This is a genomic window from Bartonella sp. W8122, assembly GCF_016102485.1.
Classification (GTDB): Bacteria; Pseudomonadota; Alphaproteobacteria; order Rhizobiales; family Rhizobiaceae; genus Bartonella; species Bartonella apihabitans.
The window spans coordinates 1,213,768-1,235,942 of the sequence record NZ_JACFOO010000001.1 but is presented as its reverse complement, the minus strand read 5'-3'; the positions used below and the strand labels follow the sequence as shown (position 1 = coordinate 1,235,942).

Genomic DNA, 22,175 nt, shown 5'->3' with positions numbered 1-22,175 from the left:
CGTAATGGCAAAAACACGCACCCAGTTTGTCTGTCAAAATTGTGGCACAGTCTATTCCCAATGGGCTGGAAAATGCGATGCATGCGGCGAATGGAACACCATTGTCGAAGAAGGAACGAGCGGCGGCATTGGCGGGGGGCCAGCAAAAAGCAGCCGTAAAGGGCGCGTTGTTGCACTCACATCGCTTTCGGGCGCTATTGAAGACGCACCAAGGATAAAATCGGGAATTGCCGAGCTTGATCGTGTTACAGGTGGTGGCTTTGTGAGGGGCTCGGCACTTCTTGTAGGCGGTGATCCGGGCATTGGAAAATCGACACTTTTGACACAAGCCGCGGCAGCGCTTGCCCGTCAAGGCTATCACGTTATCTATGTTTCCGGTGAAGAAGCGGTGGCGCAAATCCGCTTGCGTGCACAACGTTTGGGTGCGGCCAACACAACTGTTGAGCTTGCTGCCGAAACCAATGTTGAAGATATTCTCGCAACGCTCACTAATGCCAAAAAGCCTGATTTGGTCATTATCGATTCCATACAAACACTTTGGTCCGAAACGGTTGATTCGTCTCCGGGAACAGTGACACAGGTGAGAACCGGTGCACAGGCGATGATACGCTTTGCCAAGAAAACGGGGTCTGCTGTTGTGCTTGTTGGTCATGTCACAAAAGATGGGCAGATTGCCGGCCCTCGCGTTGTCGAACATATGGTCGACGCGGTGCTTTATTTTGAAGGCGAAGGCGGACACCAATACAGAATTTTGAGAACCGTGAAAAACCGCTTTGGTCCGACAGATGAAATCGGTGTTTTTGAAATGTCGGATCATGGCTTGCGGGAGGTTAACAATCCTTCCGAATTGTTTCTTGGAGAGCGCAACAGCAATGCGCCCGGTGCCGCAGTTTTTGCGGGCATGGAGGGGACAAGGCCTATCCTTGTTGAAATTCAGGCACTCGTTGCGCCAACTTCGCTGGGGACACCAAGACGGGCAGTTGTCGGATGGGATAGCAACCGGCTTTCCATGATTCTTGCAGTCCTCGAAGCCCATTGCGGCGTACGTTTCGGGCAGCACGATGTTTATCTCAATGTTGCCGGCGGATACCGCATTTCAGAGCCCGCAGCAGATCTTGCGGTCGCAGCGGCGCTGGTTTCTTCTCTTGCAGGAATTGTGCTGCCTCAAAATTACGTATTTTTCGGTGAAGTCAGTTTGTCGGGGGCTCTGCGCGCAGTCTCGCATTCAGGTCAAAGACTGAAAGAAGCCGACAAGCTCGGTTTTAAAGGGGCAATTCAACCGTCTGGCACAACCGAGACCATCAAATCGCCGTCTTTCAGGCAAAGGAGTTTCTCTGACCTGCCCGAACTTGTGGCTGCAATTGCTTCCGGAAAAAAGCGCAGCACGCCTCCAACACAGAATTGAGTTTGTGGACAAATGGCTGGCTTGGCACTTTTAAAATACAGGAAATATTGATATTGGTTTTCCAAACTGGCAATGAAGATGTAATTGACGCCACTTTTATTGTCTTTTGCCGATTGAAGCGAACTTAAGGACAAGCCTGATGTTCATGACAGCCCTCGATGGCCTGGTTATTGTAGTGATCCTCTTTTCCGCCTTTTTGGCGATGGTGCGTGGTTTTTCGCGTGAAGTTTTATCCTTGGCATCATGGGTCATTGCTGCTATCGCGGCTGTGCTTCTATACAAAAACCTCCTGCCCTTTGTAGAAGCTTATCTTTCCAATAAAACCATTGCACTCATTGCAAGTCTGGCAATTATTTTCGTTATTGTTTTCATTATTGTGTCAATCATAACAATGAAAATTGCCGATGTTATTATAGATAGCCGAATCGGTGCGCTCGACCGCACGGTAGGATTTATTTTCGGCGTTGTTCGTGGACTTTTCATTATGGTGATCGCCATGTTGCTTGTTAACCAGCTCATCAAGCCGGAAGATCAGGCGCCTTGGCTCAAGGACGCAAAAACCAAACCCATGCTTGATTCTATGAGTAATAAAATTTGGGATTTATTGCCAAAGGATCCTGACTGGATTTTCGACAAAGCTTCCAGTGTTCTGAAAAAAGATGAGCCGTCCAATACTGACAATAGCATCGGTGATAATCCGGCTCAATCGGGTGACTGAATTTAAATGGGTGGCCTTAAATGCCACCCATTTTACCTATATTATATGTTCTAACAAAGAATATTCTTAGATATCTCTACGGGATGGTCAAAATGGCAAAAGAGGTCTTTTGTGAACCGGATTTTTCTCTCGACGACGATAGTTTGCACGAAGAATGCGGCGTTTTCGGAATTCTGGGGCATGATGATGCGGCAACTCTAACGGCACTCGGCCTCCACGCCTTGCAGCATCGTGGACAGGAAGCAGCCGGTATTGTTTCTTATGATGGACATGTATTCCATCAGGAAAAGCATATGGGGCTTGTTGGCGACCATTATACCAACCCGCAAACCTTGGCCAATCTCCCCGGTAACCGGGCGATCGGTCACACACGTTATTCGACCACGGGAGAGACGGCACTGCGCAATGTTCAGCCGCTCTTTGCCGAACTCGAAGTGGGAGGCATTGCTATTGCCCATAATGGCAACCTTACCAACGGGCTCACAATACGCCGCCAGCTCATTGCTTCGGGTGCAATTTGCCAATCAACCTCCGATTCGGAAGTTGTTCTTCATCTCATCGCCCGCTCGCGTCACGCAAAATCTTCCGAACGTTTTGTTGACGCTATCCGCCAGATCGAAGGCGGTTTTGCAATGATCGCGATGACCCGTTCAAAGCTCATTGCCGCTCGCGACCCCACCGGCATCCGGCCACTGGTCATGGGTGAACTTGATGGCAAACCGATTTTTTGTTCCGAAACCTGCGCCCTTGATATTATCGGCGCAAAATATATCCGCGACGTTGAAAATGGTGAAGTCATCATCTGTCAATTACAAAAAGACGGTGACGTCACAATCAAGACGATCAAGCCGAAAGATAAAAAACCGGAAAAACTTTGTCTTTTTGAATATGTCTATTTTGCCCGCCCTGATTCGATTATTGGTGGACGCAGTGTCTATAATGCGCGCAAAAATATGGGTATTTATCTTGCCAAAGAAGCTCCTTGTGATGGTGATGTGGTTGTCCCTGTTCCCGATGGCGGCACACCGGCAGCACTCGGTTACGCACAGCAAAGCGGCATTCCATTCGAACTCGGTATTATCCGTAACCATTATGTAGGCCGGACATTTATTGAGCCGACACAACAAATCCGTGCCTTTGGTGTCAAACTCAAACACTCAGCCAACCGCCCTGTTATTGAAGGAAAACGCGTTGTGCTGGTTGATGATTCAATTGTTCGGGGCACGACGTCCATCAAAATCGTACAAATGCTGCGTGACGCAGGAGCCAAGGAAGTCCATATACGCGTTGCAAGTCCAATGATATTTTATCCCGATTTTTACGGCATCGATACCCCTGAAGCATCGAAACTCCTTGCCAATCAATTTCCTGATTTGAAATCTATGTGTGAATTTATCGGTGCTGACTCGTTACAATTTTTGTCTCTCGACGGGCTTTATATGGCTGTCGGAGGTGAGGTGAGAAACAATGCCGATCCGCAATTTACCGACCATTACTTCACCGGCGATTATCCGACACGTCTGGTCGACGAAGAAAATGCCGATAATGTTCATAAACTCGCTGTTTTGAATTGTGGACGATAATGGAAAAAAATCAAACATTCGACCTTAAGGGGCGTGTTGCTCTTGTAACCGGTGCTTCACGAGGTATCGGCTATCATCTTGCATTGGAACTTGCAAAACGCGGCGCTCATATCATTGCTCTAGCGAGAACTGTAGGCGGCTTGGAGGAGCTTGATGACCAAATCGTCAAAGCAGGTTCCACTGCAACATTGGTACCGCTTGATCTCCACGATATGGAAGCCATTGACCGGTTGGGAAACGAGATTAACGAACGTTGGCATAAACTGGATGTTCTGGCTGCCAATGCCGGTGTTTTGGGGTCCATTTCACCGGTTGCGCATGTCGAAGCAAAAACATTTGAAGATGTATTTGAAATCAATGTCATCAGCCAATGGCGTTTGATCCGCGCTGTCGAACCGCTTTTAAAAAAGTCGGATTGTGCGCGTGCAATTCTTTTTTCTTCCGGTGTTGTGCATAAACCAAGAGCTTTTTGGGGACCTTATGCGGCTTCCAAGGCTGCCTTCGAGGTGTTGGGACGCTGTTGGGCTGACGAATTGAAGAACACCTCTGTAAAGGTGAATATGGCAAGTCCGGGAGCAACGCGCACTGCCATGCGTGCGCAAGCTATGCCGGGAGAAGACCCGAACACGTTGCCATCTGCGGAAGAAATTGCAGCCAAGATTGTTCAGCTTGCTTCCCCCGACCTTGAAGAGACCGGCGGTTTTTTTGACGCTCGTAAAAACCGTTTTCTTACCTATCATGTTCCTGATTAGAAAAACCGGAATGAAAGGCAGGAAAAGCCGAACGGTTTTTCCTGCATGGTTATCTTCTGAAAACTCCATCCGCGTCCAGAAATGGCGCAGATCGCGCAATGCATTTTTCGTCAGCAGAAAGAACCTCACAAAAAAAATGGGGTTTTTATAACCCCCTGCACTTTTTAACGCCCACAACTGCAGCAGTTCTTATCATGCACACATTGCCGGAATATTTTATGACAATCCTATAAATTCCGACCGGTACACGTCGCGTAATGAATATTGACAGCCTGAAGATTCCGCGCAAATTCCGGAAACTGTCTTAAAACAAAAAAGACCTTCGAGCCTGAAAGCCGGTTTTTCAGATTTCGGATTTGTCAGCCCGATGTAGAACACAGCCAGTTCAATCAAAACATCAAGATGCAAGAATTCATCATGTGTGAAATAAATTAGATAAAGACGAGAAATCCGACTGGTAATCTAGTCCTTGTCTTCCTCATCTTCATCTTCGGTTGCAGCGCCGTCTTTTATTTTTTGTGCTTCACGAACCGAGCGTTTTTGATAGGCCATCAAGCTGAATGGAAGGAATGCCATATAGCCGATTGCTGTAACGAGAAGTACCTGCCACGTGTAAGTAGCAAGAAAGCCGACATAGATCACAACAACAAGCATACCGGGTATGACGACATCGCGGCGCAATTGCTGACCAATTGTTTTACCGTTCCAAACCGGCAGACGGCTGATGAGCAGAAAAGCGATAACAACTGTATAGAGGCTGAAAACCAAAGCCCAGCCAGCCCCCGGTTCAAGACCAAGACAGCCAAGATATATCGGTAACAATACCAACAACGCGCCTGCCGGTGCCGGAACACCGACAAAATATTCCCTCTGCCAGCGTGGAATGTGCTTGTTATCAATCATTACATTGAAACGGGCAAGGCGCAAACAGCAGGCAATACAATAAACCAGTGCAGCTATCCAGCCTACCTGATGAGCCTGATTGAGGAGAAAAGAATAGACAATCAATGCCGGTGCAACACCGAAGTTTACCACATCGGCCAAGGAGTCCATTTGCGCACCGAATGAAGAGCCACCGCCCATAAGACGCGCCAACCGCCCGTCCACACCATCGAGCACAGCAGCAAGCAAAACCATTAAAATCGCCGTTTCGAAACGGTGTTCAAAAGCGAGCCTAATACTGCTTACACCGGCGCATATCGCCAGAATCGTGATGACGTTTGGAAGAACAAAGCGTATCGAAATTGATCGACGCGGCTTCACATCATCATTTTTGTGTCCCTCGGGGTCGAATGAAGAAAAAGGCGAAGAACTCTCCATTAAAATCTAATCCAGTCTAAAGTCTGTTATGGTCGCGCTTTTGTCAAAGGAAGCAAAAACAGTTTCACCGGCAATAGCCTTCTGCCCGATTGCCACCCGTAATTTTACATGGGCTGGCAGATAAACATCAAGTCTGGAACCAAAGCGGATAAGACCGAACCGTTTGCCTGCGACCACAGGTTCATTTTCTTTCGACCAGCATACTATGCGACGGGCAACAAGACCAGCCACTTGTACAACACCGATATCGCCATGGGCTGTTTCAATGACAAGGCTGTTTCTTTCATTATGATCGCTCGCCTTGTCGAGTTCGGCATTTCCGAACTTTCCCGGACGGTAGACGATGGATTTCACAATGCCATCCATCGGAATGCGATTGATGTGGCAGGAAAATATGTCCATGAACACTGATACCCGCATCATCTCTTCGTTGCCCAAGCCAAGTTCCTTTGGCGGCATAAACATACCGACGAAGGAAATGCGGCCATCCGCCGGACTCATAACAAGGTTCATGTCAATCGGCGTAACCCGTTCCGGATCGCGAAAAAAATAGATGCACCAGATAGTAAGGACCAAACCGAACCAGAAGAGCGGATCCCACATCCAGCCGAGAACCAGCGATAAAATGAAGAATCCGACGATAAACGGGTACCCTTCCTTGTGGATGGGCGCAAAACCGTTACGAACCGATCTTACAATGCTCATACGCGTATACCCCATTTATCTTACACCGTACCCACCCGTTCAATACGAAGCCGGTTCCTATTTATCCAATCAATGCGAAAAAAGCGATAGTTTGTTTCATCATTCTACGCAAGACCGTTGTCAATGAGGGGAGACAATGCCCAACTCATCTTCCTCGCGAATTTTGCGCAATTGTTCTTCTGCCTTGGAAGCTTCAAGCTGTTTGTGCCACATTGAAGCATAAAGACCACCTTTGGCGAGCAATTCATCATGTTTGCCGCGTTCGATAATGCGTCCGCCTTTCAAAACAAGAATTTCATCCGCCCCGATGATTGTGGAAAGTCTGTGAGCGACAACCAATGTCGTGCGTCCGCGGCTCACAACATCAAGTGCATATTGGATTTCAAGTTCCGTTGCCGTATCAAGCGCGGATGTTGCCTCATCAAGTATCAGGATCGGTGGAGCTTTGAGAATCGTACGGGCAATAGCAACACGCTGTTTTTCGCCGCCTGAAAGCTTCAACCCGCGTTCGCCAACCATTGACTGGTAACCATCAGGCAATTGGGCAATAAAATCCCCTATTTGCGCCATTTCAGCCGCTTTTTTCACTTCTTCGTCAGAAGCATCCGGACGACCGTAACGGATATTATAAGCAATTGTATCATTAAAAAGCACTGTATCCTGTGGCACCATGCCGATTGCATTGCGCAAACTTTTCTGCGTCACTGAACGGATATCCTGCCCGTCAATGATAATCGAGCCTTTTTGAACGTCATAAAAGCGGAATAACAGCCTTGAAATTGTTGATTTTCCCGCCCCTGAAGGCCCGACTATGGCAACAGTTTTTCCGGCCGGTACTGAAAAATCTATATCTTTTAGAATTTGCCGGTTTGTATCGTAAGAAAATTCGACATGATTGAAGCGGATTTCGCCTTCTTTAACAATCAATGGCTTTGCATCGGGTGCATCGGTCACTTCCTGTTTGACATCCAGAAGATCAAACATGGCTTCAATATCTGTCAAACCTTGCCGGACTTCGCGATAAATCGAACCGATAAAATTAAGCGGTATCGAAAGCTGCATGAGCAGCGCATTGATAAATACAAAATCGCCAAGCGTTTGTGTGCCATGCATGACTTCATATGCCGACATCAGCATCATTGTTGCCATGCCGGCGCCGAATATGACCGCCTGACCGAAATTGAGCCATCCCAGTGAAATCCACGTTTTGATGGCTGCCTTCTCATAGCCTGCCATAGAGCTATCGAAACGTTTTGCCTCAAGGTCTTCGTTACCGAAATATTTCACCGTCTCGTAATTCAAAAGCGAGTCGATTGCCCTCGTATTTGCTTCGGTATCCGACTCGTTCATCTGACGGCGAATTGAAATGCGCCAATTGCTTGCCTTGATGGTAAACCACGTATAGAGCCCGACAGTAATTGCGACAACGCTCATATAATGCCAGCCGTAACTGATATAGACCACCAAGGCAGTGAGCGCGAACTCCAGAACGGTTGGTGCTGTATTCAATATTGAAAAGCGGACAATTGCCTCGATGCCTTTCGTGCCGCGTTCTATCACACGTGATAAACCGCCGGTTCGCCTTTCAAGATGGAACCGCAAAGACAGTTCATGCATGTGAACAAAAGTCTGGTAGGCCAATCTCCTGACAGCATGCTGACCGACTGTTGCAAACAAAGCGTCGCGTAGCTGGTTTAAACCGGCCTGTAAAATTCGTGCCACATTATAGGCAAGAACCATCATGAATGGCGCGGCAAAAACAGCCGGAAGCCATGAAGGCGGTGTATAATCGACATTCAGAGCATTTGTGGCATATTTGAAAAAATAAGGAACCGAAATCAGAACCAGTTTTGATAAAACGAGATAAAGAACTGCCCATAAAACGCGCAGCTTCAGATCCGGCCGATCGGATGGCCACATATAAGGCCAAAGATTGAGGATTGTACGAAATGTATTTCCGGAATCGGCCGAAACGGTTTTTGCTCTGTTTGGTTCTGTCATTTTTCTTTCAAATTGGTCCGGGCATTTGCTGCTTTGGATTTTTGCGAGTTGTCTATCTCGGGCAAAATCAATTCCTGCCCTTTCGTGATATGGTCAGGGTTTTTTAAGATAGCAGAATTAGCCGAATATATTGCCTCGCTATAACGGCTTGATCCATAAGCTTTTTCGGCAATAGACGATAAACTGTCTCCCTTTTCGACAATTACGGTTTTTACCGGCTTGCCATCACGATAAAGCTGGTTCACAGGGTGATGACGTTCGTCAATACGAAAAGGTATGGCTAACGAACCGACATTTTCTCCGCCGTCATTAAACAAATCAATGCGAAAAACATGGTCACCGGAAAAAAGTGACACAAAACGGGAGAGCTCGAATTTCCCGTTAATGTCTGTCTTGTCACTGCCAAGGCGCATATTTCCGAGTGTTGCGATGATTTGCATGTTCTTTTCAGCCTGACCGCTGATCGTCAGAATACTGTTTTTATAGGTAATTCTTGTTACATCAAAATTATTATGCGTTTTCTTGCCGATTTCGATTATTCCCGGTGCATTGGAAATAAACCGCGAGGCGCCTGCCGGATCGTTCATAAAAGCAGCCATGCCATCCGGGACTTTATGGGATATAATAACCGTTACAGTTTCAACCGATGTGAATGATTTTCCCGACTGGTCTGTCGCTCTTAAGACAAAATGGTATTGACCTTTCCCGAGTTTTTTTTGCAAAGTCAGGGTGAAGCTGCCTTTGTCGTCAGCGTTTGTCTCGCCGAGTTTTCGGGCTCCGTCGATGAGCTCGACTTTGGCATTTGCAGGAGCCTTTCCGACGATGACGGCAAAGCTTTCATCGTTCAACATGAAACTCTCGAAACTCGGACTTTCAAGTTGATCGGGCTGTCCATTATTTTTCAATTCGTCAGCATGAAGAGTGCCGACAAACAAAATAACCGCCGCGATAAAGTCGAGCGTCAAAGTTACGGCAAATTTTTTCATCGACAAAAAGAATGCCATGAACAATCCTGTTTAAAGCACAATAAAAAACTTTATATGTCCTATTCCATTTGCCACACAAACGGAATACCAAACCCGTTTAATTAATCCTTTTCCTCAATCTTCGGTTTTCCCCTCAATCTTAGGTTTTTCCTTGACGAAAATTTTATTAAACGGCAAAACACCAATCATGAAAAAAATCAATTCTATCTGTGTTTATTGTGGTTCTTCATCAGGCAACAATCCCGATTATGTCCAATCAGCCAACCGGCTTGGCCAATTGCTGGCTCAAGCCGGCATTACGCTTGTTTATGGTGGAGGAACGAGCGGCATTATGGGTACAATCGCCCAATCAGTAAAAAGCAATGGCGGAAAAGTCGTAGGAATCATTCCGGATTTTCTTATCAAAAAAGAAGCCAGGAATAAGAATGATGATCTCTTTGACGAATTCATTGTTACCGAAACAATGCACCAGCGCAAACAATTGATGTTCGATCGCTCCGATGCTTTTCTCGCCCTACCTGGTGGCATCGGAACACTGGAAGAAATTGTCGAGATCATGACATGGGCCCAACTTGGGCGGCATACAAAGCCGATAGCCTTTGCCAACATAGATGGCTTTTATAACCCGATGATTGCACTTCTCGACCATATGGCAAGACAAGGCTTCATCCACTCCGACCACAGGCTGAAACCGCTTGTTATTGACGACATTGAAAAAATTGTCACCGCCATTTCAAGGAATCAGGAATCCCACCCATTATAAGGCATTAAAATTTTTCGATGCCCTTCTATCACAGCTGAAGTTGAACGACGTTCCATTGTCGGAATTTGTCGGTTCTTTTTGGTCGAAATATCTCTTATTTTTGCGGATGTTTTTTAAGTTCGATTATCGTTTCTTTTGGTTGTCTATGTTTCATCGTTGAAAGGCTGGCTGCGGTGTAAACGATAAGACCCAGCCAGATCAATGAAAAGGCAAAAAGTTGCACTGTTGAAAACGGTTCGTGAAAAACGAAAATTGCGATTAAAAATAGGAATGTCGGCGTTAAATATTGCATCAGCCCCAAGGTCGTCAAATTCAGCATCTTGGCACCGACCGCAAACAGGATAAACGGAATTGCGGTAAAGGGACCAGCCAATACGAGCAGACCCACATCTTTCCATGTACCGTGGAAAAAATAATCCTGACCCGTTGCAATAAAATAGCCCCACCCGATGATTGCCGGAATAGTCATAATCAATGTTTCGAGTGAGAACCCTTCTGTCGGTCCAATGGGTAAAGATTTTCTGAAAAAAGCATAAAACCCGAAAGTCAGCGGTAACAAGATCGCAATCCACGGCAGGCCGCCGGCATTGATCGTTAAAATGAGAACAGCAACAATCGCCAACATGATGGAACACCATTGCCAGCGATTAAGTCTCTCGCGTAAGAAAATGAGCCCCAACAGGACATTGACGAGCGGATTTATATAATAACCGAGCGCAGCATCAACAGCATGATTATTGGCGATTGCCCAAATATAGATGCTCCAATTGGCGGTAATTAACGCCGATGTGAGACAGGCCATAGCCAACATTTTCGGCTGCTTTAATGCAGCCCAAAGTGCTCTACCGTGCCCGATCGCAATAATGATACCAAGACCTATAGGAAGCGACCACAAAACGCGGTGAACGACAACTTCCATCACCGGAATATGGGCAACCGCTTTCATATAAAGAGGGAAAATGCCCCAAATGACATAGGCACCCAGTGCCGCCAAAAAACCTGAAATATTGGCAGGAAATATTTTAGTCTCTTTTGAAACAGGTTTTGTCATGAGCATTTGTCAAACGGTCCCGCTCTTTCAGAATCTCGTAAAAATCAGGAAGTAGTCCCTTTTACAATAAAAAGTCCAGTGCGCGTTCTGCCATTACGGCTTTTTTCCTCGTACCACTCGGCGGCATAGATATCATCAATGGAAACTTTTTTCTTCTTTAACTGCTCTTCGAGCCAGGCTTCATCTTTTCCTATTTCGTCGAGACTGCCATCAACAATGCTACCATTCTTGACCACAAGCGTTGCGTTTTTGCCTTCTTCCTTGCGGATAACCGAAAGACTGCCATTTGATTCAAGACGTGCAAAGGCAACTTCGTGAAGTGCGCACCCCTTGATTCTGAGCATGGTTGCAAAGTCGTTCACATCAATATTGAGCCGCTTGATTTCATCCATCTGGAATTTTCCGTCAAGCACCAGTGCAACATCGCCACCTGCGACAAGATTATGAAAAAACACCGAATGTCGACGGAGGTAATTCAGCCCGATAACCAGTAATTGCCAGATAATCAAAACAATCAGTAACTGGATAACAGTGATTTTCGGATTATAGATGACGCCGCCGATAATACCGCCCATAACAAAATTGCTGATCAAGTCAGTCGGTGTCATTTGACTGAGACTTCCCCGACCGCTTGTTCGAAGCACCAGCAAAAAAACTGCAAGTCCTATAAAAAGTTTGAGTGCCACATAGCCATAACCCAAAAGGTAATCCATTCGTTACACCTTCTTTATCATTGCCAGTGGCGAATTCTGGCGGGATTAATGTTTGATTTCCCAATGTGTCACGCGTTCGCCTGTTTGCGGATTTTTCTCGTCCCTCAGCGATATATTTTTGTTTCCAAGCTCGTCTCTGATACGATCTGCTTCAGCCCAATTTTTCTCTTTGATAAACGACAAGCGTTTGGCAATTTGGCTCTCGACATACTCGCTATCAATGCCGCTTTTTTTATTAAAGAGCGGGCAAGTGTCTTCATCCAACCAGTCGTTATGCAACAACCCCATAAGCTCCATACCGGACTTGAGTGCTCTAACATTCTCCGATTTATAATATTGGCGCAGATGGGTGATGGCGCTCCAGCAATTGAGATCCTCTCCCAGAGCATCGACAAGCTCGTCTGCAGGATGTGCCGGAGTTGAAGAACGAACGTTTTTCTGGCGTAGCAGTTCATACCAGCGATAGAGTTCGGTACTTGAGTCCGCAAGGCGCTGGGCTGTCCAGTTTAACGGTTCACGATAATGCGTTTGCAACATCGAAAGACGCGCACTTAACCCCACCCATTGATGACGCATCGTTTCATCAATATCGGAAGATAGTTCCGCAAGTTCGGTCTCCAACACATCATGAATGGTAATAAAATTACCCAGACTTTTGGACATTTTCTGCCCTTCAACCTGTAGAAAACCATTATGCATCCATAAATTTGCCATGCGCTCTGTTCCAAAGGCCGAACAGCTTTGAGCAATCTCGTTTTCATGATGGGGAAAAACCAGATCAATACCGCCACCATGAATATCGAAAACATTATTGGCAGGATTATCGCATGTGAGACCACCCCCAAAGGGTACCAACAATTTCGCCATAGACATTGCGGAACATTCTATGTGCCAGCCCGGACGCCCTTTGGCTTTAATTCCCGCAGGTGAAGGCCAACCCGGTTCCCCCTCTTTCGAGGGTTTCCACAAAACGAAATCCATTTCGTCACGTTTATAGGCAGCAACATCAACACGGGCTCCAGCCATCATTTCATCAAGCGAGCGGCGCGCCAAAGCACCATAACGGGGATGATCTCCCATACTGGAAACAGAAAACAACACATGATCTTCTGCAACATAAGCGTGACCACGTTCGATCAACCGTTCGATCATTGCGCGCATATTATCGAGATTATCTGTCGCACGTGGTTGCGTTGTAGGCGTTAAGCAACCGAGAGCCGCCACATCTTCCTGAAACTGCTTGTTGGTTTTTTCTGTTAGAATGCGGATAGCATCATTTAACGGCAGTTCCGGATAATCGCGGGCAGCACGTGCATTGATTTTGTCATCCACATCCGTAATGTTGCGAGCATAAATAACATGGTCATTTCCATAGACATGACGCAATAACCTGAACAAAACGTCAAAGACCACGACCGGACGCGCATTGCCGATGTGGGCATAGTCATAAACTGTAGGGCCGCAAACATAAAGGCGCACTTTATTGGCGTCTATCGGATGAAAATCCTCTTTTGTTCTCGTCAACGTGTTATAAAAATGCAAATTGGTCATCAATCGTCTTTCGTCTGTCAGGTAAGGCCAAAACTTTGCCAAGCTACTCAAAAACAGTTAAGGCATTTACCCTAATTATCCTTAAATATTCCAGTGACGCATTTAGAAAAGATCAAACTGGTCTTTATTCTTTGGACTTTTCCCCCGTTTTTGATCCTTATTGTTTTGCTGTTGAGCTTTGTCGCCGGAATCTTCGACAGGATTTATCCTTTCTTTCACATCGCTCCTTGAATAAGCAGCATTATTGATTTTATCGGACACAGGATAAACATGAAGGTGCTCGGCTGGTGTATTTTTTAAAATATCCATAACATCGGCAGGGCGAAAATTCCGGCAATCAAGCCATCTACCAATATCTTCCCGCCTGACAATGACGGGCATACGGTGGTGGATTTCTGAAAGCGGCGATTTTGCCTCTGTTGTCAAAATAGCAGCCGTGTCGATTTGCGAGCCTTCACTACCACTCCATGTTTCCATGAGACCGGCAAAACCGATGATAGAGTGATCGTCAAGTGCAGCGTGATAAGGCTGTGATCTGCCGCGAGACTGTTTTTTCCATTCATAAAAACCTGTTGCCGGAATAATGACACGGTGATGACGAAGCGCATTGGTAAAAGACTTTTTCACCGCTACTGTTTCGGAACGTATATTGAATGTTAGCGGCCATTGATCGGGATTTTTTGTCCAGGAAGGAATGAATCCCCAGCGCACAAGTAAGGCATCATGTTTGGGTTTGTTCGATAAAGCATCGCGATAGGCTTCAGGTGCCTTGATAACCAAAATCGGTTGTGTTGGCGCAATATTATAGCGTTTCGGGAAATCTTCTTCTATCCAAGCATCAAATGCATTGGCAACCTCGTCTTTCGAGGCATCAAGCTCATACCGCCCACACATGGCTACCCTTCTTAATTCAACAATCCAAGTTTTTTGCGATCAAAAACCGGCTTTTCCAAACGGAAAATGGCAATTGCTGTCGCCTGAATATTCTTACCGTCTCTGGAAAATATGTATCGTAAAGACAAAAGACCAATCTCTCTTCGCGGAAAAAGTCAGGAAATTTATGGTCACCATAGCCGGTCTAGCCAGCAAAAACAAAATATAAGCTAATGGACTTGATCGACAAAAACTCCGGCATTTCAAAATCTCCGGTTACGTTTTGGCATTGCTTATAAGCTTCAAAAAGACCTATAGAAATATCCTTATCAAGATAGCTTTTTGTCTGAATAACAAAATGAGTCCGAAAACATGAACAAGTATTTGAAAACTCTTGTTATTATGGCTTTTCTTTTTGCTGCTGCGCCGGCCGATGCCGAGCCGGTTCCCCAATATGATGCCAAAATGTTGCGGCTTGCCGAAATACTTGGTTCACTCCATTACTTGCGCAATCTATGCGGAGAGAAGACATCCCTGTGGCGCGACAAGATGGAAGAGCTAATCAAAGCCGAAAACCCGACACCAACGCGTCGTGCACGACTTTACGCAAGCTTCAACGATGCTTATCGCGCTTTCTCGGATAATTATCACACATGCACAAAAGCAGCCGTTGATGCTGATCGCCGTTATATCAAGGAAGGAACAGCCCTTTCACATGAGCTTTTGAACCGGTACGGCAATTAACCCTTTTTGACTATTAAGACTGACAGGCGGCGAAATTGTGCTAATGTATTTCACTAAATAGCACTGATAGAACGAGTTCACTGATGAGCCAAACGAATACTGATCTTTCGGCCATTATCGCTGAAGAGCAAAAACACGCAGCCCATGAATTTCAATCCGAAGCTTGGGTTGGCGGTATTTCCAACGGTATCGAGCCGGAAATTCTGGCCGAAGCGGCCTTTGATACCGCGCTTAAATATTTACTACAGGCGCGTAACGAAAAACAGGTACTCAAATTTCTATCCCATATGCGCGATAAAGTCGTAATGGGTGAACTTAGCGATCATAAAACGATTCAATAAAGGATTTTATTTCATTGAAATCATTCGGTTTTTGTTTGCTCTTGGCGGCTTTGGCACTTGCTTCTCCTGTGGCCAGTTCTGTTAGCATTGCGTCAACAGATATGACCAATGACGATATAAAAGTGCACACCGATGTCCCGAAAGTAGATGACGCCGCAAATCCTATTCCGTTACCGGAAGCGAAGAAAAGTAAAACTTCGAACAACGACGATACGCCACCAAAGGTTGAATACGATATCGAAAAACTGCCCGCACCTGTTAAATTGATGCGGCAAAAAATTATTGATGCGGCAAAAAGTGGTGATGTCAACAATCTGAAACCCTTACTCGGCACAAGTAGCGACCCGACGCAACTTTCCGTTTCCGATAATGTCAAGGATCCGATCGCTTATATCAAGCAGCTTTCCGGTGATGGTGATGGGCTTGAAACCATGGCTATCATGATTGACCTTCTCAATTCCGGTTATGTGCATCTTAACGACGAAGACGACGAGGAAATTTACGTCTGGCCCTATTTCGTTGCCATGCCGATCGATAATCTTTCAAAGCCTCAGCTTGTCGAGCTATTCCAGATTATGACGGCCGGTGATCTTGAACAAATGAAAGAAATCGGCACATATTCCTTTTTCAGAATTGGTATTACACCTGACGGTAAATGGCGGTTTTTTATCACCGGCGATTAATCGTTTTCTTCAGCCAACCGAATAACGATGATGTTAAAGCGGGTCTTCCCACTGTATAAGCTTCACCATTCCATGTGGTGGAAAGAACGGTTTACCCTTTGTGGTCGATCATCTTTAAAAGATCGGGAAGATCGGCAAACTTGTCGACTTTGAAATAGCGGCCATTGTCATCCGGTTCATCGGCAATTTCATGAACCCAAGTAATATCATAGGGTATGTAGACTGCATAAGCACCTGCTTCGAGAGCGGGCAGAATATCCGATTTCAACGAATTACCGACCATTACAAATTCGTTTCTATCCACTCTGTTACGTTTTAACAGTTCTTCATAAGCGGTTTTGTCTTTATGACTGACAATTTCGATGCCATCAAAATAGCTTTTCAATCCCGATTTTTCGACCTTTCGGTTTTGCTCGACGAGATCGCCTTTGCTTATCAGCAACAAACGGTAATTTTTACGGAGTGCTTCAAGCCCTTCGACGACACCGTTGATCAGGTTTACCGGTTTATCCATCAAGGATTGACCAAGCGAAATGATCTCTCTCATCTTTGAAGACGGGATAACCTCGTTATAAAGGTGACTCGCTGTTTCGATCATTGAAAGTGTGAATGATTTGAAACCGTAGCCGTAAAGGCCGAGGTTACGTGCAATTGTCGAAAAAAGTGTACGCTCAATTATTTCGTTATCGGCACAACGTCCAAGAAGCTGAACAAAATATTGTTCAGCCTCCCGAAATGTTTTCTCGTTATGCCAAAGCGTATCATCGGCATCAAGGCCGACAGTTTTGATGCCCATTCTGCATAATCAGTTTGTGTGGTGCAGGCATTCCAGAAATTCGATCGGCTCACCGGTTGATGGTGTAACGATTTCACCCTGCCACATAACAGTTTTCCCGCGAATGATCGTGCCAACCGGCCACCCCTTGACCTTCTTGCCGTCATAAGGAGTCCAACCGGCTTTCGATCCGATTTGGTCGTTACGGATAATTTCTTCACGTTTCAAATCGACAATTGTGAGATCAGCATCATAGCCGGCGGCAATACGCCCCTTGCGGCTGATACCGAAAACACGATTGGGGCCATGGGAGGTAAGATCGACAAAGCGTTCCAGCGAAAGCCTGCCAGCGTTGACATGGTCAAGCATAATGGCAGCTGTGGTCTGGACACCGGTCATGCCGGACGGAGAAGCCGGATAGGTTTTGTGCTTTTCTTCCAATGTATGCGGTGCATGGTCGGAACCGAGAACATCAATAATGCCTTGTCTGACGCCATACCATATGCCGGCACGATGGCGGCTTTCACGGATTGGCGGGTTCATCTGGATGAGTGTACCAAGGCGGGCATAATCATCTGCTGTCAAAGTCAAATGATGTTGCGTTGCTTCCAGAGTGGCAACATCCTTATGGTCTTTGAGAAACTCGATTTCTTCGGCTGTTGAAACATGAAGAACGTGAATGCGTGCACCGGTTTTATGGGCAATTTTTACAAGCCTTTTTGTGCAACGAAGTGCTGCTTCCACGTCGCGCCAAACCGGATGGGACGTCGGGTCTCCTTCAACACGCAAATGTTTGCGTTCGTTAAGCCGTGCTTCATCTTCGGAGTGGAATGCCGCCCGACGGTGGGTGTGTTTCAGGATTTCGGTAACACCTTCATCATCGGCAACCAGCAGATTACCAGTTGATGACCCCATGAATACCTTTATACCGGCAGCACCGGGTAAACGTTCGAGCTCACCGACATCACGGGCATTTTCATGTGTTCCGCCGACCCAGAAAGCAAAGTCGCAATGCATCCGGTGGTAGCCGCGTTTCACTTTGTCGGCAAGGGCAGCCTCACTTGTTGTCAATGGATTGGTATTCGGCATTTCAAAGACTGCTGTCACTCCGCCCAATACGGCAGAACGTGAACCGGTTTCAAGATCTTCTTTATATTCGCCACCGGGTTCGCGAAAATGCACCTGACTATCAATCATTCCGGGCAGAATATGAAGTCCCGTGCAGTCAACCGTTTCACCAGCCGAACAAGCCGACAGATCGCCTATTTCAGCGATGCGTCCATCAACAATGCCAATGTCCCTTTGACCGATACCGTCATGATTGACAACTGTTCCGCCTTTAAAAATTTTATCAAATGTTCTCGACATTACTTTTGCTCCTTGCAGCCCATAACTATACCGATTACGTAAATGTGAGAAGAAAGGCAAGGAAAATGGTCGAAAATCACTGCTCTCTCACCCTCGAAAACCGCCGTATATTGACAATTACAGGCGAAGATAGAACGCATTTTCTCGAACGGTTGATCACCACCGATGTCGAAAAAATAGGTGCCGGAGAGATGTTGCCCGGTGCGCTGCTTTCGCCGCAAGGGAAGGTGATTTTCGATTTTTTGATCGGTCGCATTGACGATGGTTTTATGATTGATATTTCGGCCGACCTTGCTGACAGTTTTAAAAAACGCTTAAACCTTTATCGCTTGCGGTCGAAAGTCGAAATTAGTGAGTCTCCTGAATCGGTTATAGGGATTTCTTGGCAAAATGATTCAACTATCTCAGAAAGTGATTCAAGTTTTGCCGATAAACGTTTTCCAGCACAAGAAAAAGTCACCCGCTTTTACGGGAAAAACATGACCGCCCTCCCCTTTTCGCAAAGCTCCTCCGATCTGTGGGATCTTCTGCGCATAAAATATGGAATTGCCGAGAGTGGGAAAGATTTCAAAATTGGCGATGTATTCCCGCATGATATCAATTTTGATCAAACCGGTGCTATTTCTTATAAAAAAGGTTGTTATATCGGTCAGGAAGTTGTTTCCCGTATGCACCATAGAGGCACTATCCGCCGCAGGATGTTGGTCGTCGAAGGTAAAGACAATCTCCCCGCCACAGGCTCTATCGAATGTGAGGGGAAAACTGTTGGCGATCTCGGTACGGTCATCGGCAAACATGCTTCGGCAATTGTGCGGATTGACAAGGTAAAGGCCGGCATTGACAAAAACGTTCCTTTTTTCGTGGAAAATGTGCCGGTCACTCTGACAATTGCACCGAATATGAATTACGGTTTTCCGGAAGATGTGTCGGAAGGTGAATAAATGGCTGATGCCGAAATAACAAGGACAGGAGAAGCACGTGCCTGGCAACGGATGTTGTCGGGACGTCGGCTTGACCTCATAAATCCCTCTCCTCTCGATGTCGAAATTACCGACATTGCTCACGGTCTTGCGCGTGTTGCCCGCTGGAACGGCCAGACAAAAGGCGAATATGCCTATTCGGTTGCCCAACATTCTTTGCTGGTCGAGAAAATCTACCGTCGCTTGTTTCCTGATGCCACGGCTGATGAAAAACAACTCGCCCTTCTCCATGACGCGCCCGAATATGTCATTGGTGACATGATTTCTCCCTTCAAGGCCGTGATGGGCGGAAGTTATGAAATGATTGAAAAAAGGCTCGAAGATGCAATCCGCATCCGCTTCGGCCTTCCGACCGAACTTCGGGTAAAAATCGTAAAACAATTGAAACAAGCCGACCGTATAGCAGCCTATTTTGAAGCAAGCACTCTTGCCGGTTTCAGCAAAGCTGAAGCAATCCGTTATTTTGGCGAACCGGAAACGATAACCCCGCAAGGACTTGATTTGATTGCGCGACCGACCCCCCAAATTGAAGGCGCGTTTTTGGCTCGTTTCAATGTAATCGAACAAGAAAGAGCACATTGATGGCCTACCTGATCGTTTCCCCTCTTTCAAAACTCACAGAGACTGCAATTCGCCACCAACCGCGGGAACTCATCACTTTGATGAACAAGGGCACGCCTATGGATCGCCCGGCCATGATTGAAGAAAATTGTCATTATTTTCTTGAATTCAATGACATTAACGAGCGGCAGGAAGGGCTTATTGCCCCGAGTGAAACCGAAATTTATAAAATTCTTGAAATCGCACAAAACTGGAACCGTGCCCATCCGCTCCTGATAAACTGCTTTATGGGGATTTCGCGCTCGACGGCTGCGGCTTTTGTCATTGCCTGCGCACTTCAACCGCAAAAAAGTGAAGCGTCGATTGCCCGACTTTTGCGGGAAAACTCGTCAACCGCCACACCGAACAAATTAATGGTTTCGCTTGCCGATAAAATTCTTGATCGTGGCGGGCGTATGCGTTCTGCGATTGCCGATATAGGCCGCGGCGCCGAAGCCTTCGAGGGAACGCCTTTTATTCTGCCTGTCGAGGCTTAATGGTTCGGGATAGATAATCTATCCTCCAAAATTCGGGGGTTCCACTTTTGCCTTTATCAATAGCAAAATCGTCTATTCTTCGGGCTTAGAATAAGTCTCTTTTTCAGCCGGAAATGAGCGTGTTTTCACGTCACTTGCATAATGTTTGATAGCTTCGGCCATTTGCTCTTCGAGATTGCCATAACGGCGAACAAATTTCGGTACAAATGCACCAAAGCCCAGCATATCTTCCATCACAAGAATTTGCCCGTCACATTGGTTGGAAGCACCAATGCCGATTGTCGGGATAAACAGATCGCGTGTAATTTTTGCCGCTAATGGTTCGACAACACCTTCAAGAACAATAGCAAAAGCGCCCGCTTCGGCGATGGCTGATGCATCACCTTCAATACGTGGCCAATCACTTTGGTGAAGACCTTGCGTTTTAAATCCCCCGAAACTGTTGACAGATTGTGGCATCAAGCCGACATGTCCCATAACAGGTATGCCGCGACGCGCAAGAAAGTGGACGGTCTTTGCCATTTCGGCACCGCCCTCGATTTTGACTGCCCCGCAACCAGTTTCGGAAAGAATACGGGAAGCATTGGAAAAAGCTTGCTCGGGACTTTTTTCATAAGAGCCAAAGGGCATATCAACAACCACAAGTGCGTGTTTCGAACCACGCATAACTGCCTGTCCGTGAAGAATCATCATATCGACAGTAACCGGCAGAGTCGTTTCAAAGCCATGAACCACCATACCCACGCTATCTCCGACAAGCAGAAAATCACAATAAGGATCCGCAATTCGTGCAGAATTGGCTGAATAGGCAGTCAACGAAACAATAGGGTCGTTGCCTTTTCTCGCTTTGATTGCCGGTACTGTCACCCGCTTTTGTTCATTCTGCCGGCTCAATCTCTGACACCTTTTTTTAAAAAACATATTGGTCGATCAATCTGACAGAACCAAAACGCACCGTCAATAACAGGACAGTCGGCTTATCAATGCTATCTTTGACTTCTTCCAAAGTTTCTGCATCACGAAAATCTATTGCTTCCGGAACGGCGCGTGGTTCGTTATTCAATATATTTAAAACAGCAGAACGGAGAGCTTCTATTTTTCGTTCTCCGCTTTCAAAGAGATGGGCAGCAGCTTTCCAGCTTTGCGGAACGACAATCGCTGCTTTACGATCTTCCCGTGTAAGAAGTTGGTTGCGCGAGGAGCTTGCAACACCATCTTCATCCCGCAGGATAGGTACACTCACTATCTTTACAGGAAAACCGAGATCTTTGGTCATATGCCTGATGATGACAAGCTGTTGGTAGTCTTTCTCGCCAAAAAAAGCATAATCAGGTTGAGCAATATTGAAAAGCTTGGCGACGACGGTGGTTACGCCACGAAAGTGGCCGGGCCGCAATTTGCCAATCAATATGTCCGATAACCTCTCAACTTCAACGCTCGTCATATTTCCCGAAGGCCACATCTCGTCTACTGACGGGGCAAATACATAATCAACACCCGCTTTATCGAGGAGAGCGCAATCGCTTTCGAGATCGCGAGGATAAGCTTCATAATCCTCATCCGGTCCGAACTGTTTCGGATTGACAAAAATAGACACAATTGTTTTTTGACAGACTGTTTGCGCTTTTTCCACCAGTGACAGATGTCCTTGATGCAGAGCGCCCATGGTTGGAACGAGCCCTATTACCAGACCTTTTCGTCTATCGTCCATCAATTGGCGGCGGATATCATCAATCGTTTCGAATATCTGCATGAGAAAAAGAGTC

The 22,175-nt window shown here is 46.4% G+C and carries 23 protein-coding genes; 11 read left to right on the top strand and 12 right to left on the bottom strand.

The window, feature by feature from the left end; all coding sequences use genetic code 11:
- Positions 1-4: 4 nt before the first annotated feature.
- The 4 genes from radA to H3S83_RS05420 all read left to right on the top strand — a co-directional run bounded on the left by radA (position 5) and on the right by H3S83_RS05420 (position 4,458).
- Positions 5-1,405: a DNA repair protein RadA gene (gene radA, locus H3S83_RS05435; protein ID WP_198224943.1), complete on the top strand. Its 1,401-nt coding sequence runs from the start codon at positions 5-7 to the stop codon at positions 1,403-1,405.
- A gap of 139 nt (positions 1,406-1,544) precedes the next feature.
- Complete coding sequence (locus tag H3S83_RS05430; protein WP_198232293.1) at positions 1,545-2,123, top strand: CvpA family protein; 579 nt, start codon at positions 1,545-1,547, stop codon at positions 2,121-2,123.
- Positions 2,124-2,215: 92 nt separating this feature from the next.
- The gene (gene purF / locus H3S83_RS05425; RefSeq protein WP_370541228.1) at positions 2,216-3,706 is read left to right on the top strand and encodes an amidophosphoribosyltransferase; all 1,491 of its coding nucleotides are present in this window, start codon (positions 2,216-2,218) and stop codon (positions 3,704-3,706) included.
- On the top strand, positions 3,706-4,458 hold the full coding sequence (locus H3S83_RS05420) for an SDR family NAD(P)-dependent oxidoreductase (protein WP_198239129.1): 753 nt from the start codon (positions 3,706-3,708) through the stop codon (positions 4,456-4,458). Before purF ends, H3S83_RS05420 begins: the two co-directional genes overlap by 1 nt.
- A 462-nt stretch (positions 4,459-4,920) precedes the next feature.
- Here the strand turns inward: H3S83_RS05420 and pssA are convergent, their stop codons facing one another.
- The 4 genes from pssA to H3S83_RS05400 form a co-directional block, all read right to left on the bottom strand.
- Positions 4,921-5,778 (bottom strand): CDP-diacylglycerol--serine O-phosphatidyltransferase, encoded by an 858-nt coding sequence (gene pssA, locus H3S83_RS05415; RefSeq protein ID WP_198239128.1) that lies wholly within the window; start codon positions 5,776-5,778, stop codon positions 4,921-4,923.
- A gap of 6 nt (positions 5,779-5,784) precedes the next feature.
- Positions 5,785-6,483, bottom strand: a complete 699-nt coding sequence (locus H3S83_RS05410) for a phosphatidylserine decarboxylase (RefSeq protein ID WP_198225764.1) — start codon at positions 6,481-6,483, stop codon at positions 5,785-5,787.
- Positions 6,484-6,603: 120 nt separating this feature from the next.
- Positions 6,604-8,484, bottom strand: a complete 1,881-nt coding sequence (locus H3S83_RS05405; protein ID WP_198239127.1) for an ABC transporter ATP-binding protein/permease — start codon at positions 8,482-8,484, stop codon at positions 6,604-6,606.
- Entirely contained in the window at positions 8,481-9,488 is a 1,008-nt protein-coding gene (locus tag H3S83_RS05400; protein ID WP_198239126.1) for a LysM peptidoglycan-binding domain-containing protein, read from the bottom strand. The genes H3S83_RS05405 and H3S83_RS05400 overlap by 4 nt, the downstream gene beginning before the upstream one ends.
- A 169-nt stretch (positions 9,489-9,657) precedes the next feature.
- Here H3S83_RS05400 and H3S83_RS05395 point away from each other — a divergent pair, with 169 nt between their 5' ends.
- A complete protein-coding gene (locus tag H3S83_RS05395) occupies positions 9,658-10,233 on the top strand; it encodes a TIGR00730 family Rossman fold protein (RefSeq protein ID WP_198239125.1) in 576 nt (191 codons plus the stop codon).
- A 94-nt stretch (positions 10,234-10,327) separates the two neighbouring features.
- Here H3S83_RS05395 and rarD read toward each other — a convergent pair whose 3' ends face one another.
- The 4 genes from rarD to H3S83_RS05375 form a co-directional block, all read right to left on the bottom strand.
- Positions 10,328-11,290: an EamA family transporter RarD gene (rarD, locus tag H3S83_RS05390; protein WP_370541337.1), complete on the bottom strand. Its 963-nt coding sequence runs from the start codon at positions 11,288-11,290 to the stop codon at positions 10,328-10,330.
- A gap of 38 nt (positions 11,291-11,328) precedes the next feature.
- On the bottom strand, positions 11,329-11,997 hold the full coding sequence (locus H3S83_RS05385) for a DUF421 domain-containing protein (RefSeq protein ID WP_198232290.1): 669 nt from the start codon (positions 11,995-11,997) through the stop codon (positions 11,329-11,331).
- A 45-nt stretch (positions 11,998-12,042) separates the two neighbouring features.
- Entirely contained in the window at positions 12,043-13,548 is a 1,506-nt protein-coding gene (cysS, locus tag H3S83_RS05380; RefSeq protein ID WP_198239124.1) for a cysteine--tRNA ligase, read from the bottom strand.
- Between the two features lie 102 nt (positions 13,549-13,650).
- A complete protein-coding gene (locus tag H3S83_RS05375) occupies positions 13,651-14,442 on the bottom strand; it encodes an SOS response-associated peptidase (protein ID WP_198239123.1) in 792 nt (263 codons plus the stop codon).
- A gap of 351 nt (positions 14,443-14,793) precedes the next feature.
- Between H3S83_RS05375 and H3S83_RS05370 the strand changes: the two genes are divergently transcribed.
- From H3S83_RS05370 to H3S83_RS05360, 3 genes are all read left to right on the top strand, one after another.
- A complete protein-coding gene (locus H3S83_RS05370) occupies positions 14,794-15,165 on the top strand; it encodes a TIGR02301 family protein (RefSeq protein ID WP_077970952.1) in 372 nt (123 codons plus the stop codon).
- 83 nt (positions 15,166-15,248) lie between these two features.
- Positions 15,249-15,506 (top strand): hypothetical protein, encoded by a 258-nt coding sequence (locus tag H3S83_RS05365; RefSeq protein ID WP_077970950.1) that lies wholly within the window; start codon positions 15,249-15,251, stop codon positions 15,504-15,506.
- A gap of 14 nt (positions 15,507-15,520) precedes the next feature.
- Positions 15,521-16,189 (top strand): hypothetical protein, encoded by a 669-nt coding sequence (locus tag H3S83_RS05360; RefSeq protein ID WP_198239122.1) that lies wholly within the window; start codon positions 15,521-15,523, stop codon positions 16,187-16,189.
- A 91-nt stretch (positions 16,190-16,280) separates the two neighbouring features.
- On the opposite strand, the gene H3S83_RS05355 is transcribed toward H3S83_RS05360, so the two are convergent.
- The gene (locus H3S83_RS05355; RefSeq protein ID WP_198239121.1) at positions 16,281-16,985 is read right to left on the bottom strand and encodes an HAD family hydrolase; all 705 of its coding nucleotides are present in this window, start codon (positions 16,983-16,985) and stop codon (positions 16,281-16,283) included.
- A 9-nt stretch (positions 16,986-16,994) separates the two neighbouring features.
- On the bottom strand, positions 16,995-18,332 hold the full coding sequence (locus H3S83_RS05350; protein WP_198239120.1) for a dihydroorotase: 1,338 nt from the start codon (positions 18,330-18,332) through the stop codon (positions 16,995-16,997).
- 65 nt (positions 18,333-18,397) lie between these two features.
- Between H3S83_RS05350 and H3S83_RS05345 the strand changes: the two genes are divergently transcribed.
- Genes H3S83_RS05345 through H3S83_RS05335 form a run of 3 tightly spaced genes read left to right on the top strand, consistent with a single transcriptional unit; the run spans position 18,398 to position 20,409 of the window.
- Positions 18,398-19,273: a folate-binding protein YgfZ gene (locus tag H3S83_RS05345; protein WP_198239119.1), complete on the top strand. Its 876-nt coding sequence runs from the start codon at positions 18,398-18,400 to the stop codon at positions 19,271-19,273.
- The gene (locus H3S83_RS05340) at positions 19,274-19,894 is read left to right on the top strand and encodes a YfbR-like 5'-deoxynucleotidase (protein WP_198239118.1); all 621 of its coding nucleotides are present in this window, start codon (positions 19,274-19,276) and stop codon (positions 19,892-19,894) included.
- Complete coding sequence (locus H3S83_RS05335) at positions 19,894-20,409, top strand: tyrosine phosphatase family protein (protein ID WP_198239117.1); 516 nt, start codon at positions 19,894-19,896, stop codon at positions 20,407-20,409. Before H3S83_RS05340 ends, H3S83_RS05335 begins: the two co-directional genes overlap by 1 nt.
- A gap of 72 nt (positions 20,410-20,481) precedes the next feature.
- On the opposite strand, the gene panB is transcribed toward H3S83_RS05335, so the two are convergent.
- Together panB and panC are read right to left on the bottom strand one after the other, a co-directional pair.
- Complete coding sequence (gene panB / locus H3S83_RS05330; protein ID WP_370541336.1) at positions 20,482-21,303, bottom strand: 3-methyl-2-oxobutanoate hydroxymethyltransferase; 822 nt, start codon at positions 21,301-21,303, stop codon at positions 20,482-20,484.
- 16 nt (positions 21,304-21,319) lie between these two features.
- Positions 21,320-22,162 (bottom strand): pantoate--beta-alanine ligase, encoded by an 843-nt coding sequence (gene panC / locus H3S83_RS05325; RefSeq protein WP_198239115.1) that lies wholly within the window; start codon positions 22,160-22,162, stop codon positions 21,320-21,322.
- Positions 22,163-22,175 lie beyond the last annotated feature (13 nt).

Excerpts from the sequence above, each read along its gene's own strand:
- radA (WP_198224943.1), top strand. The coding sequence starts at position 5 with ATGGCAAAAACACGCACCCAGTTTGTCTGTCAAAATTGTGGCACAGTC.
- H3S83_RS05430 (WP_198232293.1), top strand. The coding sequence starts at position 1,545 with ATGTTCATGACAGCCCTCGATGGCCTGGTTATTGTAGTGATCCTCTTT.
- purF (WP_370541228.1), top strand. The coding sequence starts at position 2,216 with ATGGCAAAAGAGGTCTTTTGTGAACCGGATTTTTCTCTCGACGACGAT.
- H3S83_RS05420 (WP_198239129.1), top strand. The coding sequence starts at position 3,706 with ATGGAAAAAAATCAAACATTCGACCTTAAGGGGCGTGTTGCTCTTGTA.
- pssA (WP_198239128.1), bottom strand. The coding sequence starts at position 5,778 with ATGGAGAGTTCTTCGCCTTTTTCTTCATTCGACCCCGAGGGACACAAA.
- H3S83_RS05410 (WP_198225764.1), bottom strand. The coding sequence starts at position 6,483 with ATGAGCATTGTAAGATCGGTTCGTAACGGTTTTGCGCCCATCCACAAG.
- H3S83_RS05405 (WP_198239127.1), bottom strand. The coding sequence starts at position 8,484 with ATGACAGAACCAAACAGAGCAAAAACCGTTTCGGCCGATTCCGGAAAT.
- H3S83_RS05400 (WP_198239126.1), bottom strand. The coding sequence starts at position 9,488 with ATGGCATTCTTTTTGTCGATGAAAAAATTTGCCGTAACTTTGACGCTC.
- H3S83_RS05395 (WP_198239125.1), top strand. The coding sequence starts at position 9,658 with ATGAAAAAAATCAATTCTATCTGTGTTTATTGTGGTTCTTCATCAGGC.
- rarD (WP_370541337.1), bottom strand. The coding sequence starts at position 11,290 with ATGCTCATGACAAAACCTGTTTCAAAAGAGACTAAAATATTTCCTGCC.
- H3S83_RS05385 (WP_198232290.1), bottom strand. The coding sequence starts at position 11,997 with ATGGATTACCTTTTGGGTTATGGCTATGTGGCACTCAAACTTTTTATA.
- cysS (WP_198239124.1), bottom strand. The coding sequence starts at position 13,548 with ATGACCAATTTGCATTTTTATAACACGTTGACGAGAACAAAAGAGGAT.
- H3S83_RS05375 (WP_198239123.1), bottom strand. The coding sequence starts at position 14,442 with ATGTGTGGGCGGTATGAGCTTGATGCCTCGAAAGACGAGGTTGCCAAT.
- H3S83_RS05370 (WP_077970952.1), top strand. The coding sequence starts at position 14,794 with ATGAACAAGTATTTGAAAACTCTTGTTATTATGGCTTTTCTTTTTGCT.
- H3S83_RS05365 (WP_077970950.1), top strand. The coding sequence starts at position 15,249 with ATGAGCCAAACGAATACTGATCTTTCGGCCATTATCGCTGAAGAGCAA.
- H3S83_RS05355 (WP_198239121.1), bottom strand. The coding sequence starts at position 16,985 with ATGGGCATCAAAACTGTCGGCCTTGATGCCGATGATACGCTTTGGCAT.
- H3S83_RS05350 (WP_198239120.1), bottom strand. The coding sequence starts at position 18,332 with ATGTCGAGAACATTTGATAAAATTTTTAAAGGCGGAACAGTTGTCAAT.
- H3S83_RS05345 (WP_198239119.1), top strand. The coding sequence starts at position 18,398 with ATGGTCGAAAATCACTGCTCTCTCACCCTCGAAAACCGCCGTATATTG.
- H3S83_RS05340 (WP_198239118.1), top strand. The coding sequence starts at position 19,274 with ATGGCTGATGCCGAAATAACAAGGACAGGAGAAGCACGTGCCTGGCAA.
- H3S83_RS05335 (WP_198239117.1), top strand. The coding sequence starts at position 19,894 with ATGGCCTACCTGATCGTTTCCCCTCTTTCAAAACTCACAGAGACTGCA.
- panC (WP_198239115.1), bottom strand. The coding sequence starts at position 22,162 with ATGCAGATATTCGAAACGATTGATGATATCCGCCGCCAATTGATGGAC.